Genomic DNA, 25568 nt, shown 5'->3' with positions numbered 1-25568 from the left:
GCTTGCCTTCGATGGCGTCATCGAGACCAACCCGGCTTTCGCTTCTGCACAAACGCCTGCGTCCCCTCAATCCCTTCCTCGCTTCTCACCGCCTCGGCAAACCACTGCGCCCCGCGGTCCAGTACTGCATCAAGCGGCTCATCCACGCTTGCCAGCAACAGGGATTTAGTTCGCGCATTGGCCCCCGGCGCGCACTGCAATACCTGCCCCAACACTTCATCCAGCCGCTGCGCCAGTGCCTGGGCATCGTGCTCGACAAAATGCACCACGCCCAAACGGCCAGCCTCGATCCCATCAAACCGCGCCGCCGTCAGCGCCAGCCGCCGTGCCTGGGTCAAGCCGATGCGCTTGACCACAAACGGCGCTATCTGCGCCGGCAACAACCCCAGGCTGGTCTCCGGCAAGCCGAACTGCGCCTTGTGTTCGGCGATCGCAATATCGCTCACACAGGCCAACCCAAACCCACCGCCCAGCACCGCGCCCTGCAGCACTACGATTACCACCTGCGGCAGCGCTTGCACCTCTTGCAGCAAGGTGCCAAACGCGCGGTTCAACGCGTGTAACTGATCCCCCGCGCCGACCAGGTCCTTCACATCGGCCCCCGCGCAGAAATGCCCCCCCGCACCGCTGATCACCACGGCGCGTACCTGTCTGTCCAATTGCGCCAGTACTGCACGCAGTTCCCTGACCATGGCCAGGCTCATTGCATTGCGGCATGCGGGCCGGTTGAGGGTGATATGCAGCACGCCGTTATGGGCTTCCAGCAGCAGGGTACTCATAGTTTTTTACCGGGCAGGGTGCCCATCAGTTTGCAGATGATGCCCAGCATGATTTCGTCGGCACCGCCGCCAATCGATACCAGGCGCACGTCGCGGTAGGCGCGGGCCACCGGGTTGTCCCACATGAAGCCCATGCCGCCCCAATATTGCAGGCAACTGTCGCTGACCTCACGGCCCAGGCGTCCGGCCTTGAGCTTGGCCATGGACGCCAGGCGAGTCACGTCCTGGCCCTTGATGTACTGCTCGGTAGCCTGGTAGACCAACGCACGCAGACACTCGATTTCGGTGGCCAGTTCGGCCAGGCGGAAGTGGATCACCTGGTTGTCGATCAGCGCCTTGCCGAAGGTCTGGCGCTCTTTGCAGTATTCGATGGTGCTGTCGATGCAGTACTCCAGGCCCTTGATCATATTGGCCGCGCCAAATAGGCGTTCTTCCTGGAACTGCAGCATCTGCATCATGAAGCCTGCGCCTTCATGGCCGATGCGGTTGCGCTGCGGCACACGCACGTCGTCGAAGAACACCTGGGCGGTTTCGGAGCTGTGCATGCCGAGCTTTTCCAGGGGCGGGCTGACGCTGATGCCCGGCGTGTTCATCGGCACCATGATCAGCGACTTGTTGATATGCGGCTTGTCATCGGAGGTGTTGGCGAGCAGGCAGATAAAGTCGGCGCTGGGCGAGTTGGTGATCCACATCTTGCTGCCGTTGATCACATAGTCGTCGCCGTCTTTACGCGCATGGGTCTTGAGCCCGGCCACGTCGGAGCCGGCGCCGGTTTCCGACACGCCGATGCAGCCGACCTGTTCACCGCTGATGGCCGGGCGCAGGAACTCCTCGCGCAATTCATCGGAGCCGAAGCGGGCCAGGGCCGGGGTGCACATGTCGGTCTGCACGCCGATGGACATGGGGATGCCGCCACAGCGGATGCTGCCGAACGCTTCGGCGGCGACGATGGAGTAGCTGTAGTCCAGGCCCATGCCGCCGAACTGCTGCGGCTTGGAAATGCCCAGCAGGCCCAGGTCGCCGGCCTTGCGGAAGATCTCGTGGATGGGAAAGCGCCCGGCTTTTTCCCACTCGTCGACATGGGGGTTGATCTCGCGGTCGACGAAGGCGCGCACGGTGCGGCGCAGTTCCTGGTGTTCCTGGGTGAAGATCATTTTTATTGTTCTCCTGATTAGAATCGCGCCACACCAAAGCTGTTCGGTTGCAGTTGCCTTAGTTCAGCCTCATGGCAGATATCCAGCAGGAACCCAAGCAAGGTGCGGGTATCCCGTGGATCGATCAACCCGTCATCCCACAGATTGGCGCTGCCGTAGAGCGCCGTGGACTGGCTGTCGAGCTTCTGCGCGGTGACCTGTTCGAGCATGTCCAGCACCTTTGGGTCGGGCACCAGGCCGTCCTTCAACTGCTTGGCCTCGGTGACGATGCGCAGCACCTTGCCGGCTTGCGCGCCGCCCATGACCGCTGTGCGGCTGTTGGGCCAGGCGAATATAAAGCGGGGGTCAAGGCCGCGCCCGCACATCGCATAGTTACCGGCACCGTAGGAGCCACCGACCACCACCGTGAGCTTGGGCACGCGGGCGTTGGCCACCGCCTGAATCATCTTTGCACCGTGCTTGATCACCCCTTGCTGTTCGGACTCGGTGCCAACCATGAAGCCGGTGGTGTTGTGCAGGAACAGCAGCGGCGTACGGCTCTGATCACACAGCTGGATAAACTGCGCGGCCTTGCTCGCGCCTTTCGGCGTGATAGGGCCGTTGTTGCCGATCACACCAACGGCGCGGCCCTGGATATGCAGATGGCCGCAGACGGTATGGGCGTCGAACTCGCTTTTGAACTCCAGGAAATGAGAGGCGTCGGCCAGGCGCGCGAGGATTTCGCGCACGTCGTAGGGCTTTTTCGGATCATCGGGGATCAGCCCCAGTAACTCGTCGATGGGGTACAGCGGCTCGGCATAGGTGTTTTTTACCGCTGGCGGCTGCCGGTCATTCCACGGCAGCAGGCCGACAATTTCTCGCACGATACGCACGCCATCGGCATCATTTTCCGCCAGGTATTCAGCGGTGCCGGCGGTTTGCGCGTGCATCTGCGCACCGCCCAAATCTTCGTCGCTGGCGACTTCGCCGGTGGCGGCCTTGAGCAGTGGTGGCCCGGCAAGGAACAGCTTGGCCTTGCCGCGCACCACCACCACGTAATCCGACAAGCCCGGCTGATAGGCACCGCCTGCCGTGGCCGAGCCATGCACCACGGTGATCTGCGGCAGGCCCATCGCCGACATGCGCGCCTGGTTGGCAAAGCTGCGCGCGCCTTCGACGAAAATATCGGCGGCATAATTGAGGTTGGCGCCGCCGCTTTCGGCGAGGGTCACCACCGGCAGTTTGTTCTCCATGGCGATCTGTTGCAGGCGCAGGGATTTCTTCAGGCCCGAGGGGGAAATGGTGCCGCCCTTGATCGCGCTGTTGTTGGCCACCACCAACATACGCACGCCGCTGACATAGCCGATGCCGGCGATCAGCCCGCCACCGGCGGCGCTGCCGTCCTTGTCGTCGTGGAGTTTGTAGCCGGCCAGGCTGGCCAGTTCCAGAAACGGCGCGCCCGGGTCGAGCAGCAGGTTGAGGCGCTCGCGGGGCAGCAATTGGCCGCGCTTGTCGAACTTGGGCCTGGCCTCCTCAGCCTTGGCCAGCAGGTTGTGTTCCAGTTGGTGCAACTGGGCAATGGCGGCCAGCATGGCGGCGCGATTCTGTGCGAACTGTGGGCTGTGGGGATCGACCAGGGTTTCAATCGTCGGCATCGTGTTATTGCTCCGTCTTGAGCACATCCGGCAGATAGGCGCGGTGGAACCCATTGAAGGGTTGGCTCGGCGCCTGCGCCTTGTGCAGCGGCCATGCCCGACTGCCCAGGCTGGCGGCACCGTCGATGCGCAGCGTGCTGCCGCTGACAAAGGCCGCGGCCGGGCTGAGTAGAAAAACGATGGCCGCGCTGACTTCCGACTCGGTGCCGATGCGTTTGAGCGGCACATGCTCGCGCAAGGTGGGGATCACGGCCTTGAACGCGCCTTCATAGGTGTCCATGCCGCTGGAGGCAATCCAGCCGGGCGCCACGGCGTTGACGCGCACCCCGGCATAGCCCCATTCAAACGCGGCGGTCTTGGTGAAATTATCCATGCCCGCGCGCGCTGCGCCGGAATGGCCCATGCCGGGCATACCGCCCCACATGTCGGCGAGCATGTTGACGATTGATCCACCGTGCTTGCTCATCGACTGGTTGAACACTTCCCGCGCCACCAGGAAACCACCCACCAGGTTGGTGCGCAGTACGGTTTCAAAGCCCTTTTGGTTGATGGCGGCCAGGGGCGAGGGGTATTGGCCGCCGGCGTTATTGACCAGGCCATGGATGGGGCCATGGTCGTGCAGAATCTGCGTGACCAGCGCCTTCACCGCCTCTTCATCACGAATATCACAGACATGCCAATGGGCGACGCCGCCATCTTCGACAATTTCCGCTGCGACCTTCTGCAGTTTTTCCGGCTTGCGACCCACCAGGATCACGCGAGCGCCCAAGGCCGCCAGCTCATGGGCGGTGCAGCGGCCAATGCCACTGCCGCCTCCGGTGACAATCACGGTTTGCCCCTGGAACAGGTCGGCTTTGAAGATCGAGTCGAAGGCCACGGCGACGGTCCTTTAGGTGAGTTGGTCGGCAATGTGTTGCGGCACGGCGATGGGGATTTCCAGCAGTTGCTGGGCAAAGGCTTTGCCTTGCGGGTCGATGCGCAGGCTGGCGATACCACCGCCGCCCAGGGCATTTTCCAGCAGGAAATTCAGGCTGTGGCTGCCGGGTAGATACCAGCGCTCGACGCGGCCGTGAAGGGGGTCGAGCACGTGGCTCATCCAGTCGACGATCACCTCCCGGGTCAGCGTTTCGGCGATCCATGGCAGGTAGTCGGGGTGGCGGGCGATCACGCCGATATTGCTGTGGTTGCCCTTGTCACCGGAGCGCGCCACGGCAAGTTTCACCAGGGGCACGCTGGCGTCGGCGCGGCCTTGGGGTTTGGGCGGTTCGATGGGGGCAGCGGGCGTGCGTAGGGGGAGCGCGGCGGGCAGTTCGACGGCATGGCGTTGGCCTTGATAATCGATGCTCAGTGCACAGGCCGCCTTGTCGATCAGAAACGAAAACAGCCGAATCAACGGGTAGACCGTAGGCCGCCCGCCGACGATGCCGGTGAGCCCCGGCGCCATGCCGGTGGCCGCTTGCGCGATCTCGCGGGCGAACAGCACCAGGGCCTGTTTGCTCGGGTGCCTCACGGCCAGTTTCATCACCACTTCGCGGCAATCCTCACGCCGGGCATGGGCGCCGTAGGTGGCTTCGCTGCCCAGCAGCTCAATGTTCACGTCGGTGTAGGGCGCCCAACCGCGTTGGCTGAACAGTTGCTCGGTCTTGTTGATGATCGCCTGGCTGACCCGCTCGGCCTTGGCCACCGCGTCGATCCCGGCAAGCAGACAACTGGCGGTACAGCGGAAACCATCAGGATAGGTGGCGCTGACCTTGTACTGATCGGTGGGTGGTAGCCCCTTGGCGCCGTGCACACGCACTGAATGCTTGCCTTGCTGCTGCAACTTGACCTGGCTGAAATCGCAGATCACATCCGGCAGCAGATAGGCGCGCGGATCAGCGATTTCATACAGCAGCTGTTCGGCCACGCTGAGTTCACTGATCAGGCCGCCGCTGCCTTCGACTTTGTTGACGGTGAACTGGCCGTCGGCGCTGACTTCGACGATGGGGAAGCCGATGTGCTCGTAGTCCGGTACGTCGCGCCAATCGGTGAAATTGCCGCCGGTGCACTGGGCACCGCATTCGATGATATGCCCGGCCAGGGCGGCCTGGGCCAGATGATCGTAGTCCTGCCATGACCAGTTGAGCTCATGCACCAAGGCCGCGCTGACCACCGCGCTGTCGACCACTCGGCCGGTGATGACGATATCGGCGCCAAGCCCCAGGGCCTGGGCAATCCCCGGCGCGCCGAGGTAGGCATTGGCGGACACGCACAAAGGTGGCAGCGGGGCGCCATTGAACATGTCGGTGACGTTGGGCAGGTGTTTGAGTTGGGGGTGCAGGTCATCGCCGAGCAGCACCGCGATTTTCAGCGCAATGCCGGCCTGGTCGCAGGCCGCTTGCAGGGCGGCGGCGCAGGCCTTGGGGTTGATGCCGCCGGCATTGCTGATCACGCGGATGCCCTGGCTTTGGAGATCCGCCAGCAAGGGCGTGAGGACCTCGACAAAGTCCGTGGCGTAACCGGCCTTGGAGTCTTTCATGCGTGCTCCGGCGAGAATCGACATGGTGACTTCCGCCAGGTAGTCGAACACCAGGTAATCCAGGGCGCCGCCGTGCACCAATTGAGCGGCCGCCGTGCAGGTGTCGCCCCAGAAGGCGCTGGCGCAGCCGATACGAACCGTTTTGCTCATGAGAAATCCGTCCTCCAGGGGCTGGCGTCGAGACTACCAAGCAAGCGCTTGGTTTGTAAACTGTGCGCACAAGTTTTACCCAAGCGCTTGCTTGGGTGGCGGCCACGGCCTAAATTGCCGCCCAAGATGTCAGCACAAGTGAAGGAGAGCAGCATGGATGAGCACAAAGCCCTGGGGGTGATGCGCGCCATGGTCGCCGGTGGCCGATTGACCGACCCCGAGAGCGCCCGGGGCAAATTGCTGCAAACCGCGGCTCACCTGTTTCGCAACAAGGGTTTTGAGCGCACGACCGTGCGTGACCTCGCCAGCGCCGTGGGCATACAGTCGGGCAGCATCTTTCATCATTTCAAGAGCAAGGACGAGATTCTGCGGGCGGTGATGGAAGAAACCATCCACTACAACACCGCAATGATGCGCGCCGCGCTGGAAGAGGCGAGCACTGTGCGCGAGCGTGTGCTGGCGCTGATTCGCTGCGAGTTGCAGTCGATCATGGGCGGCAGCGGCGAGGCCATGGCGGTGCTGGTCTACGAATGGCGTTCGCTGTCGGCCGAGGGCCAGGCCCAGGTGCTGGCCTTGCGCGACGTTTATGAAGATATCTGGTTGCAGGTATTGGGTGAGGCCAAGACCGCCGGGTATATCCGCGGTGACGTGTTTATTACTCGGCGCTTCCTGACGGGCGCGTTGTCCTGGACCACTACCTGGTTCCGTACACAGGGCAGCCTGACCCTTGAAGAATTGGCCGAAGAGGCCCTGCTGATGGTGTTAAAGGCGGATTGAGGTGCACGTTATTAATTTGAGGGCGAACGTTGTCTCCCCCGATAAAAACGCCTAGCTTAGCGCCATCAGAATATTCAACGGTGTGTGCCTCGATGTTTTCGCCATGGCGGCTGGCTGCAGGACTTGCATTATGGGCACTGGGCAGCGCCGCGTGGACGCAGGCGGGCGCTGCGCAATTGGTGAGGATCGGCGCGGCGCACTTTCCGCCTTACACCGTACGTCCTGAACAAGGTGCCGATACCGGTTTGCTGCCGCAATTGATCGAGGCCCTGAACGCTGCGCAAACCGACTACCAGTTTGTCTTGGTACCCACATCTATTCCCCGGCGTTTCCGTGATTTCGAGCAAGGCCGGGTCGACATGGCGATCTTCGAAAACCCGTCCTGGGGCTGGCGGGATATTGCCCATACCAGCGTCGACATGGGCCTGGAAGACGCAGAAATCTTCGTCGCCCAACGTCAGCCAGGTCGCGACGAAAGCTATTTTGCCGACCTTGCCGGCAAGCGCCTGGCAGTGTTCAGCGGCTATCACTATGCCTTTGCGGGTTTCAACCCGGATCCCAGGAACATGGCCCAGCACTTCAACGCCACCTTGACTTATTCCCATGACAGCAACCTGTTGATGGTCGCGCGTGGGCGGGCTGATATTGCCTTGGTGACGCGTTCGTACCTGAGTGATTTTCTGGTGCGCAATGTGGACATGGCCGGGCAATTTCTGGTGTCCGAGCGCATTGACCAGGTGTATCACCATTACGCGTTGCTGCGGCCCAAGGCACCGATCACGGCAGAGGCGTTTTCCGCATTGCTCAAGGGCTTGCGGGACAGTGGGCAGATGCTGAAGATTTTCGAGCCGTATCGTATTGATCTGACGCCAGTGCCCTGAGGGGGATTTGAAACCTTTTTGATGGGGCGCGAGGGAGCTGGCTCCCGTGACGGTCGGATAGCTGGCGCATATCTACCTGACACGCCAAGATCCAAATGTGGGAGGGGGCTTGCCCCCGATGGCGGATTACGGCCAGCGTGGTTTGACGGGGCGCCTAAGATCAAGATCAAAAGCAGATCAAGAGCGGCTCGCTTCGCATCGTGGTTACCGATTGCCCGCGCCGCTCCTTCCACACTATATGTTTATGCCGCGCTCAAACCCTGCGTGCAAACGTATCGCTGTGGCTGCCCGACACCTTGCGGCAATGCACCAGCGCATCGCGAATCATGAAGTTCACCAATGTCGGCGAAACCCCCAACTCCTTGGCGATATCCTTTTGCGGCACGCCATGCAGGCGGTACATCTCGAACGCATAGCGAGTGCGCTGGGGCAATTCCGTCAGGGCGTCGGCGATGTTTTCCAGGGTGTTGAAATTGATGTGCGACGTTTCCGGTGAAGCGCCGTGAATAACCACATTCAAGCCTTCCTCTTCGGTCCCGGAGTATTTGAGCTCCAGGGCCTGCTTGCGGTAATGATCGATCGCCAGGTTACGCACGATCTGGAACAGGTAACTCAGTTGGGCTTTGAACGATGAAGTGATCGTCGGCGCTGACTGCAATCGGAAGTAGGCGTCCTGTACCACGTCTTCGGCACGGGAGCGGCACCCGGTAATGCGTGCGGCGATCTTTACCAATATCAGTCGATTATCGACGAACGCCTGCAGAAGGGGTGAGTCGCACCTGCCTGTGGATACTTGTTCCGTCATGGAAATCACCTTGTCGCAAAAGAGGTTAGGGGAGGGCGTCCTTGCTGAGGCCTCCTACACATCGGGCAACAAATTATGCTGAATGATAATGATTGTCAAATGAGAAGGCGAACTAATCTTATGCCTTTGTGGAAGGTGTGAACTACGTCTCGCTCGCCGCCTGCGACTAATTATTTGCCGGGGCCGTCCGTTCTTCTGGGTGACAGGCTTGTTAACAAACGGCCAAGGATCAGCACCCGCAGGAGGAGCAGATGGGTTTTTATCGTGCATTGGGCATGTGTCGGTTTGGAGTGCTTGCGTGATGAATACGCCCACCCGGCTGCGTCTGTTTTGCCTGCCCCACTCAGGCGCCAGCGCCTCGGTCTATGCTCGCTGGCGCCGCGTCCTGCCGGATTGGTTGCAGGTATGCCCGCTGGAATTACCCGGGCGCGGCAGGCGCATGGACGAGCCGTTGCAGCGCGATATCAAGGCTCTGGCGGCGCAATTGGCTGAGGAAATCAGCCGTGATCTCGACGGTCCTTATGCCTTGTTCGGTCACAGCCTGGGTGGGCTGTTGGCGTTTGAGTTGGCCCATGCCTTGAGCGCGCGCAATGTGCCTGCGCCCCTGGCGTTATTTGCTTCAGGCACGGCTGGCCCGGCGCGGCGCGATGTCAGCGAATACGCTATCGAGAAGACCGATGCCCAACTCATCGCCCGCCTGCGCGAATTGCAGGGCACTGCCGAAGAAGCCCTGGCCAGCCCCGAGTTGATGCAGTTGATGTTGCCGATCCTGCGCGCCGACTTTCTGCTGTGCGGCAGTTTCATATACGGCGAGCGCGAGCCGCTTGGCCTGCCAATCCATGTGTTTGGCGGCAAGCAGGACAGCGTACGCGCCGACCAGTTGCTCGACTGGCAACTCGACGCCGCCAGCGGTTTCTCCCTGGATATGTTCGACGGCCATCACTTCTTTCTCGTACAGCACGAAAGCGCCGTATTGCGCTGCCTGCGGCGCTATGCCGACGAGCACTTGGCGCGCTGGCGCATTGGCGCGGCACGGCAACTTGCCGCCGGCTGAACCTCACCGATTTCCCGAATTTCCCGTAAGCCGATTTCAGGCAGGAACCCCATGATGGACGCCTTCGAACTCCCCCGCACCCTGGCCCAGTCCCTTCAACGCCGCGCTGCGCAGACACCGGATCAGGTCGCGTTGCGCTTCCTCGCCGACAGCGCCGAGCACAGTGTGGTACTCAGCTACCGCGACCTGGACCAACGCGCCCGCACCATCGCCGCCGCCTTGCAAGCCAATGCCGGCCTGGGCGAACGGGCGGTGCTGCTGTTCCCCAGCGGCCCGGACTACGTCGCAGCGTTCTTTGGGTGCCTGTACGCCGGGGTGATCGCGGTGCCGGCGTATCCGCCGGAGTCCACGCGCCGCCATCACCAGGAGCGCCTGCTGTCGATCATCAGCGATGCCGAGCCGCGCCTGTTGTTGACGATTGCCAGCCTCAGCGAGGATCTGGCGCAGATTGAAAATGCGCCGCCGGTCCTGAGCGTGGACACCCTGGAGGCGCAGCTTGCCGAGCACTGGGTCGAGCCCCGGTTGCAGGCCGACGACATCGCCTTCCTGCAATACACCTCGGGCTCCACCGCCTTGCCCAAGGGCGTGCAAGTCAGCCATGGCAACCTGGTGGCCAACGAAGTGCTGATCCGTCGTGGCTTCGGTATCGACCTCAACCCCGATGATGTGATCGTCAGCTGGTTGCCGCTGTATCACGACATGGGCCTGATCGGTGGTTTGCTGCAACCGATTTTCAGCGGCGTGCCCTGTGTGTTGATGTCGCCGGCCTATTTTCTCGGCCGACCGTTGCGTTGGCTGGAAGCGATCAGCGAATACGGCGGCACCATCAGTGGCGGTCCGGATTTCGCCTACCGCCTGTGCAGCGAGCGGGTCAGCGAGTCGGCCCTCGAACGCCTGGATTTGAGCCGCTGGCGCGTGGCCTATTCCGGCTCCGAGCCGATTCGCCTCGATACCCTGGAGCGCTTCGCGGAAAAATTCGCCGTCTGCGGTTTCACTCCGAACAACTTCTTCGCCTCCTACGGTTTGGCCGAAGCGACCCTGTTTGTTGCCGGCGGCACCCGTGGTTGCGGGATTCCCGCGATGCACATGGACGAGCAAGCGCTGGCCGCCAACCGTGCCGAACCGGGCCAGGGCAGTGCGATCATGAGTTGCGGCACCAGCCAGCCGGACCACGCTGTGCTGATCGCCGACCCGCATACCCTCACCGAGCTTGCCGACAACTGTGTCGGCGAACTCTGGGCCACGGGGCCGAGTATCGCCCACGGTTACTGGCGCAACCCCGAAGCCAGCGCCAAGACCTTCGTTCAGCACGCCGGCCGCACCTGGTTGCGCACCGGTGACCTGGGTTTCATCCGCGACGGCGAGGTGTATATCACCGGTCGCCTCAAAGACCTGCTGATCGTGCGCGGCCACAACCTCTACCCCCAGGACATTGAACAGACCATCGAGCGTGAAGTGGAGGTGGTGCGCAAAGGTCGCGTCGCCGCCTTTGCCGTGAATGACCAGGGCCTGGAGGGCATCGGCATTGCTGCGGAAATCAGCCGCAGCGTGCAGAAAATCCTGCCGCCAGAAGCACTGATCAAAGCGATCCGCCAAGCGGTGGCCGAGTCCTGCCAGCAAGCCCCGAGCGTGGTGGTGCTGCTTAACCCCGGTGCGCTGCCGAAGACGTCCAGCGGTAAGGTACAGCGCGCAGCCTGTGCGATTCGCCACGCCGATGGCAGCCTCGATAGCTATGCGCAATACCCCGGAGTACAAGAGGCTGCGAGCGGGGCGGCGCTGGCGTCTGATGTGCAACAACAGATCGCGGCGATCTGGTGCGAGCAACTGCAACTGCCCAGCGTGGCCGCCGATGACCATTTCTTCCTGCTGGGTGGCAACTCCATCAGCGCCACCCAAGTGGTCGCCCGCCTGCGTGAAACCCTGGGCCTGGAACTGAACCTGCGCCTGCTGTTCGAAGCACCGACGCTGTCTGCCTTTGCGGCGGGCGTGGCGCAATTGCAACAGGACGGCGGCGTTGCCCAGGGCGTGATTCACGCGTTGTCGCGCCAGGAAGAGCTGCCCCAGTCTCTGGCACAGAACCGCCTGTGGATCACCTGGCAGTTGGACCCGCACAGCAGCGCCTACACCATTCCCGGCGCCTTGCACCTGCGTGGCGAGCTGGATGAAGAGGCGTTGCGCGCAAGCTTCCAGCAACTGATCCAACGCCACGAAGCCCTGCGTACGCGCTTTTACGAGCGCGATGGTCAGGGCTTTCAGCGTGTCGAGGCCGCGACGGATTTTGCGCTGCAAGTCATCGACCTCAGTGACTTGCCCGCTGCCGAGCGCCAAGCGCGTGCGCAGCAGATTCGCGAAGATGAAGCGCGTACCCAGTTCGACCTGGAGAAAGGCCCGCTGCTGTGGGTCACCCTGGTGCGCCTGGACGATGAAGACCACCAACTGCTGGTGACGCTGCACCACATCATTGCCGACGGCTGGTCGCTGAATATCCTGATCGACGAGTTCTCGCGCCTATACGCCGCTGCCGTCCAGGGCCAGCCCCTTGAGCTGCCGCCGCTGGCCCTGCACTACGCCGACTACGGCAGCTGGCAGCGCCAATGGCTGGCCGAAGGCGAAGGCTCGCGCCAGCTGGCGTACTGGACGGCGCAGTTGGGTGAGGAGCATCCGGCCTTGAACCTGGCCACCGATCATCCGCGTTCGGCCCAGCATCGGCACAGCGCCTCGCGCCACAGTCTGCGTCTGGATACACGCCTCAGCGCCGCGATTCGCCAAACCGCCCAGGCTCATGAGTCGACCCCGTTCATGCTGTTGCTGGCGGCGTTCCAGACCTTGCTTCATCGCTACAGCGGCCAGCGCGATATTCGCATCGGCGTGCCCAATGCCAACCGCCCGCGCCAGGAAACCCAGGGCCTGATCGGTTTCTTTATCAACACCCTGGTACTGCGTGCCGAGCTGGACGGGCGCCTGCCGTTCGACCAACTGCTGGCCGCCACCCGCCACAGTGCGTTGGGGGCCCAGGCCCATCAGGACTTGCCCTTCGAACAATTGCTGGAAGCCTTCCCCCAGGCCCGTGAACAGGGCCTGTTCCAGGTGATGTTCAACCACCAGCAACGTGACCTGAGTGCCTTGCGCCGCTTGCCGGGGCTGTTGGCCGATGAACTGCCATGGCACAGCCGCGAAGCCAAGTTCGACCTGCAACTGCATAGCGAAGAAGACCGCAACGGGCGCTTCAGCCTGTCGTTCGACTACGCCGATGAGCTGTTCGAAAGCGCGACTATCCAGCGCCTGGCCGAGCACTACGTCAGCGTGTTGCAAGCGGTCTGCGATCAACCGCAACAGGCCATCGGCGACCTGCCGTTGATGCCGCCCGGCCAGCAGCAACCCTGGGGCGAAGCGCCCTGCGAGCCGGCCCGGCAGTGGTTGCCTGAGTTGCTCAGCCAACAGAATTCGGACGCCACTGCGCTGGTCTGGCAGCACGGCAGCCTGACCTTCGCCCAACTGCATACCCAGGCCAACCGCCTGGCTCACTACCTGCGCGACAAAGGCGTCGGCCCGGACGTGTGTGTGGCCATCGCCGCCGAGCGTTCGCCGCAACTGCTGATCGGCCTGCTGGCCATCATCAAGGCCGGTGGCGCCTACGTGCCGCTCGATCCGGATTACCCTGCCGAGCGCCTGGCCTACATGCTCAAGGACAGTGGCGTACACCTGCTGCTGACCCAAACCGCGTTGCTGGAGCAGTTGCCGACTGCCGAAGGCGTGTGCGTGATCGCCATGGACAGCCTGCACCTCGACAATTGGCCGACCCAAGCGCCAGGCTTGCACCTGCACGCCGATAACCTCGCCTATGTGATCTACACCTCCGGATCCACCGGCCTGCCCAAAGGCGTGGGCAACACCCATGGCGCGCTGGCCGAGCGTTTGCAGTGGATGCAGGCCACCTATCAATTGAATGAAACCGATGTGCTGATGCAAAAGGCGCCGATCAGTTTCGACGTGTCGGTGTGGGAGTGTTTCTGGCCGCTGATCACCGGTTGCCGCCTGGTGCTCGCGGGGTCGGGTGAACACCGCGACCCGCACCGCATCGCGCAGTTGGTGCAGGAACATGGCGTGACCACGCTGCACTTTGTGCCACCGTTGTTACAGCTGTTTATCGATGAACCGCTGGCAGCCGAATGCACCAGCCTGCGCCGTATGTTCTCCGGCGGCGAAGCCTTGCCCGCCGAGTTGCGCAACCGCGTGTTGGCGCAGTTGCCGGCAGTGCAGTTGCACAACCGTTATGGCCCGACCGAAACCGCAATCAACGTTACTCATTGGCATTGTTCCGCCACCGATGGTGAGCGCTCGCCGATTGGTCGGCCGTTGGGCAATGTGATCTGCCGCGTGCTCGACGAGCAGCTCAACCCGCTGCCGGCCGGGGTGCCGGGCGAGTTGTGCATCGGCGGCATCGGCCTGGCGCGTGGTTATCTTGGTCGTGCCGGGCTGACTGCTGAACGCTTTGTTGCGGACCCGTTGGGCGAGGCGGGCGCACGCCTGTATCGCACCGGTGACCGGGCGCGCTGGAGTGCCGATGGCGTGCTTGAATACCTCGGGCGCCTGGACCAGCAGGTCAAACTGCGTGGGTTCCGGGTGGAACCGGAAGAAATCGAAGCACGCCTGCTGGCCCAGGACGGTATCGCCCAAGCCGTGGTGCTGGTGCGCGACGCGCAGTTGATCGGCTATTACACCGCCCACACCGAACTGGATGAGCAACAGGTCAAAACCGCCCTAGCCGCCCAATTGCCGGAATACATGGTGCCCGCGCTGCTGATGCGCCTGGACGCCATGCCCCTGAGCCCCAGCGGCAAGCTCGACCGGCGCGCCTTGCCCGAGCCGGTCTGGCAAGCCCGCGAACACGTCGAACCGCACAGGCCTTTGCAGCTGCAAATCGCCGCGATCTGGCGCGAGGTCTTGGGCCTGCCGCGCATTGGCCTGCGCGATGACTTCTTCGCCTTGGGCGGGCACTCGTTGCTGGCCACACAAATTATCTCGCGCACCCGCCAGGCGTGTGACGTCGAACTGCCGTTGCGCACCCTGTTCGAAGCCAGTGAGTTGGGCGCCTTTGTCGAGCAGGTCGGGCTGATCCAGGCGGCGGGGCAGCGCAACCAACAAAGCGCAATCGCCAAGGTCGACCGCAGCGCGCCGGTGCCGTTGTCCTATTCCCAGCAGCGCATGTGGTTCCTCTGGCAGATGGAACCGGACAGCCCGGCCTACAACGTCGGCGGCATGGCGCGCCTGCGCGGCGTGCTGGATGTGCAACGTTTCGAGGCGGCGTTGCAGGCATTGATCATGCGTCACGAAACCCTGCGTACCACCTTCCCGAGCGTCGACGGCGTGGCGCGCCAGAAGGTCGCACCGCAGACCGGCGTACGCATGGACTGGCAGGATTTCTCAGCGCTTAGTGAAGCTGAACGCCAGCTGGGTTTGCAGCAACTGGCGGATCAAGAAGCGCACACGCCGTTCAACCTGGAAACCGGGCCGCTGCTGCGGGCCTGCCTGGTCAAGGCCGGCGAGCAGGAACACTACCTGGTGCTGACCCTGCACCATATCGTCACCGAAGGCTGGGCCATGGACATCTTTGCCCGTGAACTCAGCGCCTTGTACGAAGCTTTTATCGACGAACGCGATTCGCCGCTGGTGCCGCTGCCGGTGCAGTACCTCGACTACAGCGTGTGGCAGCGCCAGTGGCTGGAGTCCGGCGAGCGCCAACGCCAGCTGGATTACTGGACCGCGCAACTGGGCACTGAACATCCTCTGCTGGAACTGCCCGGTGATCGCCCACGGCCTGCGGTACAAAGCCACCAGGGCGAGCTGTACCGCTTTGACCTGAGCGATGAGTTGGCCGCCCGCGTGCGCGCCTTCAATGCCGAGCGTGGCCTCACGCTGTTCATGACCATGACCGCCACCCTGGCCGTGTTGCTCTACCGCTACAGCGGCCAGACCGACCTGCGCATCGGCGCGCCGGTCGCCAACCGCATTCGTCCGGAAAGCGAAGGGCTGATCGGCGCGTTCCTCAACACCCAGGTGCTGCGTTGCCAGCTCGATGGGCAGATGAGTGTCGCCCAGCTGTTCGAGCAAGTCCGTCATACGGTGATCGAGGGCCAGTCTCACCAGGACCTGCCGTTCGATCATCTGGTGGAAGCCCTGCAACCGGCGCGAAGTGCCGCGTATAACCCACTGTTCCAGGTGATGTGCAACGTGCAGCGCTGGGAGTTCCAGCAGAGCCGCCAACTGGCGGGCATGACCGTCGAGTACCTGGCCAACGATGCGCGGGCGACCAAGTTCGACCTTAACCTGGAAGTCACCGACCTCGACCATCGCCTGGGTTGCTGCCTGACCTACAGCACCGACCTGTTTGATGAACCGCGCATTGCGCGCATGGCCGAACATTGGCGCAACCTGTTGCACGCCTTGATCGCCAACCCGCAGCAGCGTCTCAGCGAATTGCCGTTGTTGAGCGCAGATGAACAGCGCGCATTGCAGGACAGCCTCGGGGTTGAGAAGGGCGAGCATCGCCTCGACCAATGCATCCATCAGCTGTTCAGCCATCAAGCCAGCCAGCGTGCCGATGCCCCAGCGCTGACCTTTGCCGGTATGACCCTCACTTATGCAGAGCTGGACGCCCGCGCCAACCGCCTGGCCTGGATGCTGCGCGAGCGCGGGGTGGGCCCGCAGGTACGGGTCGGCCTGGCACTGCCGCGCTCGCTGGAAATGGTCATCGGCCTGCTGGCGATCCTCAAGGCCGGTGGCGCCTATGTGCCGCTGGACCCGGAATACCCGTTGGACCGCCTGCATTACATGATCGAGGACAGCGACATCGGCCTGCTGCTCAGCGATGCGGCGATGTTCGAAGCCCTCGGCGAATTACCGACGACCGTGGCGTGCTGGTGCCTGGAAGACGACCTGCCGGTGCTAGAGAATTACCCTGCCGATGCGCTGCCGTTTGTGAGCCTGGCGCAACACCAGGCGTACCTGATCTATACCTCCGGCTCCACTGGCAAGCCCAAGGGCGTGGTGGTGTCCCACGGTGAAATCGCCATGCATTGTCAGGCGGTGATCGAACGGTTCGGTATGCGTCCGGATGACTGCGAGCTGCACTTTTATTCGATCAACTTCGACGCCGCCACCGAGCGTTTGCTGGTGCCGCTGCTCAGCGGTGCCCACGTGGTATTGCGCGCCCAGGGCCAGTGGGATGCCGAAGAAATCTGCGCGCTGATTCGTACCCATCGCATCAATGTCCTTGGCTTTACCCCCAGCTATGGCAGCCAGTTGGCGCAGTGGCTGGCGACCCGGCAGCAGACCTTGCCGGTGCGCATGTGCATCACCGGTGGCGAAGCCTTGACCGGCGAGCACCTGCAACGTATTCGTGCGGCGTTCATGCCTGAGGTGTTCTTCAACGCCTATGGCCCCACCGAAACCGTGGTGATGCCGCTGGCCAGCCTGGCGCCGCAGCAGTTGGAGGAGGGCGCCGGCAGCGTGCCGATTGGCAGCATCATCGGTGAGCGCGTGGCCTACATTCTCGACGCCGACCTGGCGCTGGTGCCCCAAGGCGCCAGTGGTGAGTTGTATATCGGCGGTGCCGGCCTGGCCCAGGGCTACCACCGCCGGCCAGGGATGACGGCGGAGCGGTTTGTCGCCGATCCGTTTGCCGCCAAGGGCGGGCGCCTGTACCGCACCGGCGACCTGGTGCGCCAACGCGCCGATGGCCTGGTGGAATACCTGGGGCGTATCGACCACCAGGTGAAGATTCGCGGTTTCCGTATCGAGTTGGGCGAGATTGAAACGCGCTTGCTCGAACATGCCGCCGTGCGCGAAGCGGTAGTGCTGGCCCTGGATGCACCGAGCGGCAAGCAACTGGTGGCGTACCTGGTCAGCGATGCCGACCCTGTCGCCTTGCGCGAGGCGCTGAAGGCGCACCTCAAGGCGCAACTGCCGGACTACATGGTGCCTGCGCATTTGATCGTGCTGGACAGTATGCCGCTGACCGCCAACGGCAAGCTCGACCGCCGCGCCTTGCCTGAGCCGGACCCTGAGGCCAATCGCCAAGCCTACGTGGCGCCCCGCAGTGAGCTGGAACACAGCCTGGCCGCCATCTGGTGCGCGGTGTTGAATGTGCAGCAAGTCGGCCTCGACGATAACTTCTTTGAGCTGGGCGGTGACTCGATCCTGTCGATCCAGGTGGTCAGCCGGGCGCGCCAGGCCGGGATCCATTTCAGCCCCCGTGACCTGTTCCAGCACCAGACCGTGCAAACCCTGGCCGCTGTCGCCACCCGTTCGCAGCAGGTCACCGCCGAGCAAGGTGTATTGACCGGCAGCTCTGGGCTTACGCCGATCCAGCATTGGTTCTTCGACACCGATATTACGGCGCGCCAGCACTGGAACCAGGCGCTGGTGCTCAAGCCATTGCAACTGCTCGACCCCCATCGCCTGGAGCAAGCGTTGCTGGCGGTGCTGGAACATCACGACGCGCTGCGCCTGAGCTTCACCCGGCGCGACGCGCAGTGGCATGCCGAACACCTGGCCGTGCCGGAAGGCGGCGTGCTGATGCAGGCGCAGGTGCGCGACATGGAGCAATGCACCGCGCTGTTCACCGATACCCAGCGCAGCCTCGACCTTGAGCACGGGCCGCTGTTGCGTGCGTTGCTGGTGGACGGGCCGCAGGGCCAGCAGCGCTTGCTGATCGCGATCCATCACCTGGTGGTCGATGGCGTGTCGTGGCGTGTATTGCTGGAGGATCTGCAAAACGTTTATCGCCAACTCAGTGACGGCCAGTCTGTCAGCCTGCCGGCCAAGACCAGCGCGTTGCGCGATTGGGCCGCGCGTTTGCAGGCGTACGCCGGCAGCGAATCCCTGCGCGAAGAGTTAAGCCTGTGGCCGGACCAGTTGGCCGGCCCGGCCGTGACACTGCCGGTGGCACGCGCGCAAGGCAGCTTGCGCAATCGTGACGCCGAGACGGTCAGCGTGCGCCTGGACGCAGAGACCACGCGCCAACTGTTGCAGCAAGCGCCGAGCGCCTACCGCACCCAGGTCAACGACTTGTTGTTGACGGCCCTGGCCCGCGTGCTGTGCCGCTGGAGCGGCCACGACTCGGCTTTGATTCAGCTGGAAGGCCACGGCCGCGAACCGTTGTTCGATGAGATCGACCTGACGCGCAGCGTCGGTTGGTTCACCAGCGCCTACCCGTTGCGTCTGACCCCGCTGGCCGAGCAGGGCGCCTCGATCAAGGCGATCAAGGAGCAACTGCGCGGCGTGCCGCACAAGGGCTTGGGCTACGGCGTGCTGCGCTACCTGGCGGACGACCTGTGCAAACGCAGCATGGCGGCATTGCCAGGCGCCGACATCACCTTCAACTACCTCGGTCAGTTCGACCAGAGCTTTGGCGCCGAGGCGCTGTTCCACCCGCTGGATGAGTCCGCCGGCCTGGCCCATGATCCGGACGCACCGCTGCCCAATGAGCTGAGTGTCGACAGCCAGGTCTACGGCGGTGAGCTGGTGCTGCGCTGGACCTTCAGCCGTGAGCGCCACGATGCGCACACCATCCGCAATCTGGCCGACGCCTACCTGGCCGAACTGCGCAGCCTGATCGCCCATTGCCTGCAGGACGATGCCGGTGGCCTCACACCGTCCGATTTCCCCTTGGCGCACCTGACCCAGGCGCAACTGGATGCCTTGCCGGTTCCGGCCAGCGCCATCGAAGACGTCTATCCGCTGACCCCGATGCAAGAGGGCCTGTTGCTGCATACCTTGCTGGAACCGGGCACCGGCCTGTATTACATGCAGGACCGTTACCGCATCAACAGTGCCCTGGACCCCGAGCGTTTCGCCCAGGCCTGGCAAACGGTGATCGCCCGCCATGAAGCCTTGCGCGCCTCGTTCTGCTGGAACGTCGGCGAAGACATGCTGCAAGTGATCCACAAGCCCGGCAGCACGCCGATTGAATACCTGGACTGGAGCGCCGAGCCGCAGGATGAGCAGGAACCGCGCCTGCAAGCGTTGCTCAAGGCCGAGCGTGAAGCAGGATTCGATCTGCTCAACCAGGCCCCGTTCCACTTGCGCCTGATCCGCGTGGGGGAGGCACGTTACTGGTTCATGATGAGCAACCACCACATCCTCATCGATGCATGGTGCCGTTCGCTGTTGATGAATGACTTCTTCGATATCTACATGGCCCTGGGCGAGGGTCGCGACGCGCAACTGGCGACGCCGCCGCGCTACCGCGACTACATCGCCTGGCTGCAACGCCAGAACCTCAATGAAGCGCGCCAGTGGTGGCAACAAAACCTGCAAGGCTTCGAACGCACCACGCCGATCCCGAGCGATCGCCCGTTCCTGCGCGAACATGCCGGCGGCAGCGGCGGCATGGTGGTGGGCGACTGCTACACCCGCCTCGATGCCCGTGACGGTGCGCAACTGCGTGAACTGGCGCAGGCGCACCAGCTCACCGTCAACACCTTTGCCCAGGCGGCATGGGCATTGGTGCTGCGTCGCTTGAGTGGCGATCGCGATGTGTTGTTCGGTGTCACGGTGGCCGGGCGCCCGGTAGAGATGCCTGAGATGCAACGTACCGTCGGCCTGTTTATCAACAGCATCGCACTGCGGGTGAAACTGCCCGAGGACGGCCAGCCTTGCAGCGTGCGCCAGTGGTTGAGCGGTTTGCTCGACAGCAATATGCAGCTGCGCGAGTACGAATACCTGCCGCTGGTGACCATCCAGGAGCACAGCGAATTGCCCAAGGGCCAGCCGTTGTTCGACAGCCTGTTTGTGTTCGAAAACGCCCCGGTGGAAGTCTCGGTGCTGGACCGTGCGCAAAGCCTGAATGCCACGTCCGATTCCGGGCGCACCCACACCAACTTCCCACTGACAGCCGTGTGTTATCCAGGGGATGACCTTGGTTTGCACCTGTCCTACGACCAGCGCTACTTCGACGAAAGCACCGTGCAAGGCATGCTCAGTGAGTTCAAGCGCCTGCTGCTGGCGCTGGTGCAAGGCTTCCATGGCGACATGGCTGATTTGCCGCTGATTGGCGAGCAGGAACGTGAATTCCTGGTGGAAGGCTGTAACCAGAGCGCACATGCCTACCCGCTGGAGCGCAGCTACATCGAGTTGTTCGAGCAACAGGTGGCGCAGCATCCGCAGCGTATCGCCGCCAGTTGCCTCGACCAGCAATGGAGCTATGACGAGCTGAACCGCCGCAGCAATGGCCTGGGCCACGCGCTGATTGCGGCGGGTGTGGGCCTGGACCAACCGGTGGCGTTGCTGGCTGAACGTGGGTTGGACCTGCTGGGCATGATCATCGGCAGCTTCAAGGCCGGTGCCGGCTACCTGCCGCTGGATCCGGGGCTGCCGGGTCCGCGCCTGAGCCGCATCATCGACCTGAGCCGCACGCCCTTGCTGGTGTGCACCGAGGCGTGCCGGGAACAGGCCATCGAACTGCTCGAAGGGGTCGATTGCCAACTGCTGGTGTGGGAGGAAATCCCTGCCCGTGGCGATAACCCAGGCTTCTATAGCGGCCCGGACAACCTCGCCTACGTGATCTATACCTCGGGCTCCACCGGCTTGCCCAAGGGCGTGATGGTCGAACAGCGCGGGATGCTCAATAACCAGTTGAGCAAGGTGCCGTATCTGGGGCTGAGCGACGCGGATGTGATCGCCCAGACCGCTTCGCAAAGCTTTGATATTTCCGTCTGGCAGTTCCTCGCCGCGCCTCTGTTTGGTGCGCGGGTAGATATTGTGCCGAACACCATTGCCCATGATCCGCAGGGGTTGCTGGCGCACGTTCAAGCACAGGGCATCACTGTGCTGGAGAGTGTGCCGTCGCTGATCCAGGGCATGTTGGCCCAGGAGCGTATCGGCCTGGATGGTTTGCGCTGGATGTTGCCGACGGGTGAGGCAATGCCTCCGGAACTGGCGCACCAGTGGTTACTGCGCTATCCGCAGATTGGTCTGGTTAACGCTTATGGCCCGGCGGAGTGCTCGGATGATGTGGCGTTCTTCCGCGTCGACCTGGCCTCGACCCGTGGCACTTACCTGCCGATTGGTACGCCGACCGACAACAACCGTTTGTACCTGCTCGATGGCGCCTTGGAGTTGGTGCCACAAGGAGCTGTCGGCGAATTGTGCGTCGCCGGCACCGGTGTCGGTCGCGGCTACGTCAGCGATCCGCTGCGCACCGCCCAGGTGTTTGTACCCAACCCCTTTGGCGCGCCCGGCGAGCGCCTCTACCGTACCGGCGACCTGGCGCGGCGTCGCAGCGATGGTGTGCTGGAGTATGTCGGTCGTATTGACCACCAGGTGAAGATTCGCGGCTACCGCATCGAACTGGGTGAAATCGAAGCGCGCCTGCACGAGCAACCGCAGGTGCGCGACGCGGCGGTGGGTGTGCAAGAGGGCGTCAATGGCAAACATCTGGTTGGCTACCTGGTGGCTGCCGACGCCACGCTGGACCCGAGCGAACACTTGGAGCGCATCAAGCAACGCCTGCGTGCCGAACTGCCCGAATACATGGTGCCGCTGCATTGGCTATGGCTTGATCGCCTGCCCCTGAATGCCAACGGCAAACTCGACCGCAAGGCCCTGCCGGCCCTGGAGATCGGCCAGTTGCACAGCCAGGACTATGTGGCGCCGCGCACTGAACTGGAAGCCACGTTGACGGCTATCTGGGCCGAAGTGCTGAAAGTCGAGCGGGTAGGGGTGCAGGACAATTTCTTCGAACTGGGTGGGCACTCGCTGCTGGCTACGCAGATCGCTTCGCGGGTGCAGAAGACGTTGCAGCGCGATGTGCCGCTGCGGGCGATGTTCGAGTGCAGCACGGTGGCGGAGTTGGCCGCGTATATCCACGGGTTGGCCGCCAATGAAATCAGTGCCGAGAAGGTGGATCGGTTGAGTGATTTGATGGCGGAGTTGGAGGGGCTCTAAGGCGCAAAGGGCGCTGTCCGTTGGTCGGGCAGCGCCGTTTTTTTAGCGCGAACTGTCAATTCTGACAGTAGGCGGGGGCGAAAAAATAGGACTCACTTAAGGGAGTGCCTTGGCCGGACTGGGCTGGTCGAGGATACCTACCTCTCTTGAACACGGAGTTCTGAAAGTGGCCAAGCAAACATCCATTCCTGAAACCCCCTCAAATACCGACAATGCGTCAACGCCTTCAATTACGCCACAGCCGCAGGCGCTAGAAGTCGACGCGCCCATCATCTCCAGTGAGCTGTACGGGACGATTACGGCAGAAGCGATGGAGAAGGACTCATACCTGACTGTCGACTCGCGCATGGACAGGTTGGACATTACCGTAAAGTTCAGCATAAAGGAGGCGCCAGAGATCCGCTTGAATGATGTTGTTGACTCAAGCGGGCAGCCGGGTGCCAGGGAAATCCTGATTCCTCAGAAATACCTGACCACGTCCATGGGGTACACGCTGATCGTATGGTACGAGGGCACAGTGAGCGGTAAACCAGCCGTTTCACTGACCAAGGAAGTGGGGGTGACTTTTTACTCTGCAGAACAAAGTAAAGCGCTAGCGCCTCGATTAAGAGATGAAAAGATATTCCAAAATACGCCAACCTATGACATGCACGATCACAAAGGCGATGAGATAGTTGAAATACCTATTCCTCCACTTGCCCAGGTTGGAGATAAAATTTATTGCAGTGTCGTTATTGAGCAATTCAGTGGAAAACCCGTTTTCTATATCGTGGCTTACGGGTATGCATTAACGCTCGAAGATATAGCATCAGGCGAAAAACTTGAATTTCCGATTCCTCGTGGTTGGCTGGCACGTCAAAAGCCACGTTACGAATCAATTACTTGTCAGGCTGCCTGGATCACCAGTGGCGAGGAGCCCCAACCGCCGGCTGAAGTTGAAAACCCTGATGAAGAGACCCGTCTTCCCAGGAACGCTCTTCAAATCCAACATCGTCGTACCGCTGCTTTCATTGGGGATCAAGGCCTGGAGAATTTGCTGCCTCCCCATTTGCGGCAGTCTGCGTTTTTCGATGATAAGTGGTGCCTCAATCCGGAGCTCACTAAAAATGGGGGAGATATAGATGCGCCGGAGCTGGACACTTATGCCGGTGATCAGATCTGCTTCTACGTAAGCGGTCCCGGCTACGGATCGAAGTTACTGGGTTGTGTGGATATTGAAAGCGATGGGGACCCGGCGTCCGTCAAGTTACCGCGCTGTGTGATTGCTTGTTTCTTTAATAAGCCGATGACGCTGAGCTATACCGTTCAATTTCCTAATCTGATGGGTCCAGAGCCTCAGTCGCCGGAGCGGGTGGTCGATGTGCTGAAGCCTAGACTTTCCAAGTCGGAAATTGCAGAGGCCACTCACGGCAAGGTTAACCTCAATATTTTCGATGAGGACGCATCGGCGTTTGTTCATATTGGCGACTATGCCACATGCTCAACGTTCTGCTGGATGTGGATCACCGGTGAACATGAGGACGGAAGTAGCTACCAATCGGAAATTTTGACGAAGGCGCCTGTTACTGAGGACTGGAAGAATAAAGGTGTTGAGACGTTTATCTCGAGAGACAAGCTGCAACAACTGGCTGATTGCAGTGATTTTGAACTGCATTTTGCCGTGAGTTTCTGCGAGGCCTCTGACCGATCAGAAGCTATCGAGGCTCCGGCGGCGACTTTCCATATCGTCCAGGAAGACCTGGTGCTGCCCACGCCCGAAGTCGACAAGGCTGAGGGTGATGAATTGGAACCCTGGAATGCGCGAGATGGCGTAGACGTGGTGGTGAGTTATCTACGTATGAGCGACAGGCAAACCATCGAGCTTTGCTGGAAGGATGATGAAGACAATTGTTGGCCGTTGGATCCTCAAACCGGTGACAGAACAGGCTCTGTCACCTTCCGTTTGCCAGCGCCAGCGGTGATTGCTTCCATCGGTAGCTCCGTGGAAATCAAATACACAGTGACCACCCGCTGTGGGATTAAAACGTCCGAAAGTCTGCTGTTGAAAGTCCTCGTGCCCCACCGTTTACCGACTCCTGTGGTACGGCAAGCGACACCGGTCGCTACTCAGGATGGTGTTCTGAACCTAAGTGCGTTTGCCGGCAACGCTGATATCGACGTAGAGAAGTGGTGGTTTATCCTGCTGCAGCAGAAAGGCAGGATGCGGGCGGAAGGCACTCGACAAAACGGTGGTCTCTACGCCTTTGATGTGTATCTGAAAAAGCCAGTGACAGATACCAGCGCAGGATTATCAGATATCGTGAAGCGATCTGACTTGGCGGTTTTGAAGAATAACTCTGCGCTGACGTTTACATTTTTTGCCAGGCCCAACCCGCGTTCTGACCAAGGTTACGAGGTCATGTTCCCATCGTTAAGGTTGATTTTCCGTTCTGAGTACCGGGATTTCACATCGTTTACAGGCGGCAGTCGGAATGGTTGGCTCGATGGGGCGGCCTCTCAGGGGGAAAACAGATACGCCTCGTTTTTTGGAAAGTCTTGCATCGCCAACGGTACTGCCAGTTCAGGCACCGCTGGCGTCATTCTATACAAAAATGTGACTGGGCTTGAGGTGGGGCGTAGTTATCGCTTCAGTATGCTTGGCTGTACTTATAACGGGGCTGCCCCGTTCCCACAGTTGTCGCTACGTACGAATGCAGGTGCCGTTACTGCGGCAACGCTGTTCACAGCCATGGCGTGGAAAAGAATAGAGGGGGTCTTCGTCGCTTCCAGCTCGTCGATGCAGATGCAAGTTGTGTCTCACCTCGCTTCGGGAGCTAGCGGTAATGATTTCGCGATGACGGACCTTTTGATCGAGGACGCATGACCTTG

11 protein-coding genes are annotated in these 25568 nt (G+C 61.9%); 5 read left to right on the top strand and 6 right to left on the bottom strand.

Features of this window, described 5'->3' with window-relative positions:
- Nucleotides 1-17: 17 nt before the first annotated feature.
- From E3O56_RS21350 to E3O56_RS21330, 5 genes are read right to left on the bottom strand one after another with little or no spacing between them, the layout of a single operon-like run.
- A complete protein-coding gene (locus E3O56_RS21350; protein ID WP_248128965.1) occupies nt 18-779 on the bottom strand; it encodes an enoyl-CoA hydratase-related protein in 762 nt (253 codons plus the stop codon).
- Entirely contained in the window at nt 776-1933 is a 1158-nt protein-coding gene (gene atuD / locus E3O56_RS21345) for an acyl-CoA dehydrogenase family protein (RefSeq protein ID WP_248128964.1), read from the bottom strand. Before atuD ends, E3O56_RS21350 begins: the two co-directional genes overlap by 4 nt.
- Before the next feature lie 17 nt (nt 1934-1950).
- A complete protein-coding gene (locus E3O56_RS21340; protein ID WP_032880088.1) occupies nt 1951-3567 on the bottom strand; it encodes an acyl-CoA carboxylase subunit beta in 1617 nt (538 codons plus the stop codon).
- 4 nt (nt 3568-3571) lie between these two features.
- Nucleotides 3572-4444 carry an SDR family oxidoreductase gene (locus tag E3O56_RS21335; protein ID WP_103733698.1) on the bottom strand — a complete coding sequence of 291 codons (873 nt, stop codon included), beginning with the start codon at nt 4442-4444 and terminating at the stop codon, nt 3572-3574.
- A gap of 12 nt (nt 4445-4456) precedes the next feature.
- A complete protein-coding gene (locus E3O56_RS21330) occupies nt 4457-6235 on the bottom strand; it encodes an acyclic terpene utilization AtuA family protein (protein ID WP_248128963.1) in 1779 nt (592 codons plus the stop codon).
- 153 nt (nt 6236-6388) lie between these two features.
- On the opposite strand from E3O56_RS21330, the gene E3O56_RS21325 reads away from it, so the two are divergent.
- The gene (locus E3O56_RS21325; protein WP_005789994.1) at nt 6389-7012 is read left to right on the top strand and encodes a TetR/AcrR family transcriptional regulator; all 624 of its coding nucleotides are present in this window, start codon (nt 6389-6391) and stop codon (nt 7010-7012) included.
- Between the two features lie 92 nt (nt 7013-7104).
- Complete coding sequence (locus tag E3O56_RS21320; RefSeq protein ID WP_248128962.1) at nt 7105-7893, top strand: transporter substrate-binding domain-containing protein; 789 nt, start codon at nt 7105-7107, stop codon at nt 7891-7893.
- 253 nt (nt 7894-8146) lie between these two features.
- Here the strand turns inward: E3O56_RS21320 and E3O56_RS21315 are convergent, their stop codons facing one another.
- Nucleotides 8147-8698, bottom strand: coding sequence for an RNA polymerase factor sigma-70 (locus tag E3O56_RS21315; RefSeq protein ID WP_005789991.1), 552 nt, complete (start codon nt 8696-8698; stop codon nt 8147-8149).
- A 301-nt stretch (nt 8699-8999) separates the two neighbouring features.
- On the opposite strand from E3O56_RS21315, the gene E3O56_RS21310 reads away from it, so the two are divergent.
- The 3 genes from E3O56_RS21310 (at nt 9000) to E3O56_RS21300 (ending at nt 25563) form a co-directional block, all read left to right on the top strand.
- Nucleotides 9000-9752 carry an alpha/beta fold hydrolase gene (locus E3O56_RS21310; RefSeq protein ID WP_005789988.1) on the top strand — a complete coding sequence of 251 codons (753 nt, stop codon included), beginning with the start codon at nt 9000-9002 and terminating at the stop codon, nt 9750-9752.
- 51 nt (nt 9753-9803) lie between these two features.
- The gene (locus tag E3O56_RS21305) at nt 9804-22700 is read left to right on the top strand and encodes a non-ribosomal peptide synthetase (RefSeq protein ID WP_248128961.1); all 12897 of its coding nucleotides are present in this window, start codon (nt 9804-9806) and stop codon (nt 22698-22700) included.
- Between the two features lie 166 nt (nt 22701-22866).
- Complete coding sequence (locus E3O56_RS21300; RefSeq protein ID WP_148852718.1) at nt 22867-25563, top strand: hypothetical protein; 2697 nt, start codon at nt 22867-22869, stop codon at nt 25561-25563.
- Nucleotides 25564-25568 lie beyond the last annotated feature (5 nt).

It is taken from the genome of Pseudomonas sp. W2Aug9 (assembly GCF_023127755.1).
Taxonomy (GTDB): domain Bacteria; phylum Pseudomonadota; class Gammaproteobacteria; order Pseudomonadales; family Pseudomonadaceae; genus Aquipseudomonas; species Aquipseudomonas synxantha_A.
The sequence above is the reverse complement of the archived record's forward strand: the minus strand, read 5'-3'. Positions and strand labels throughout refer to the sequence as shown.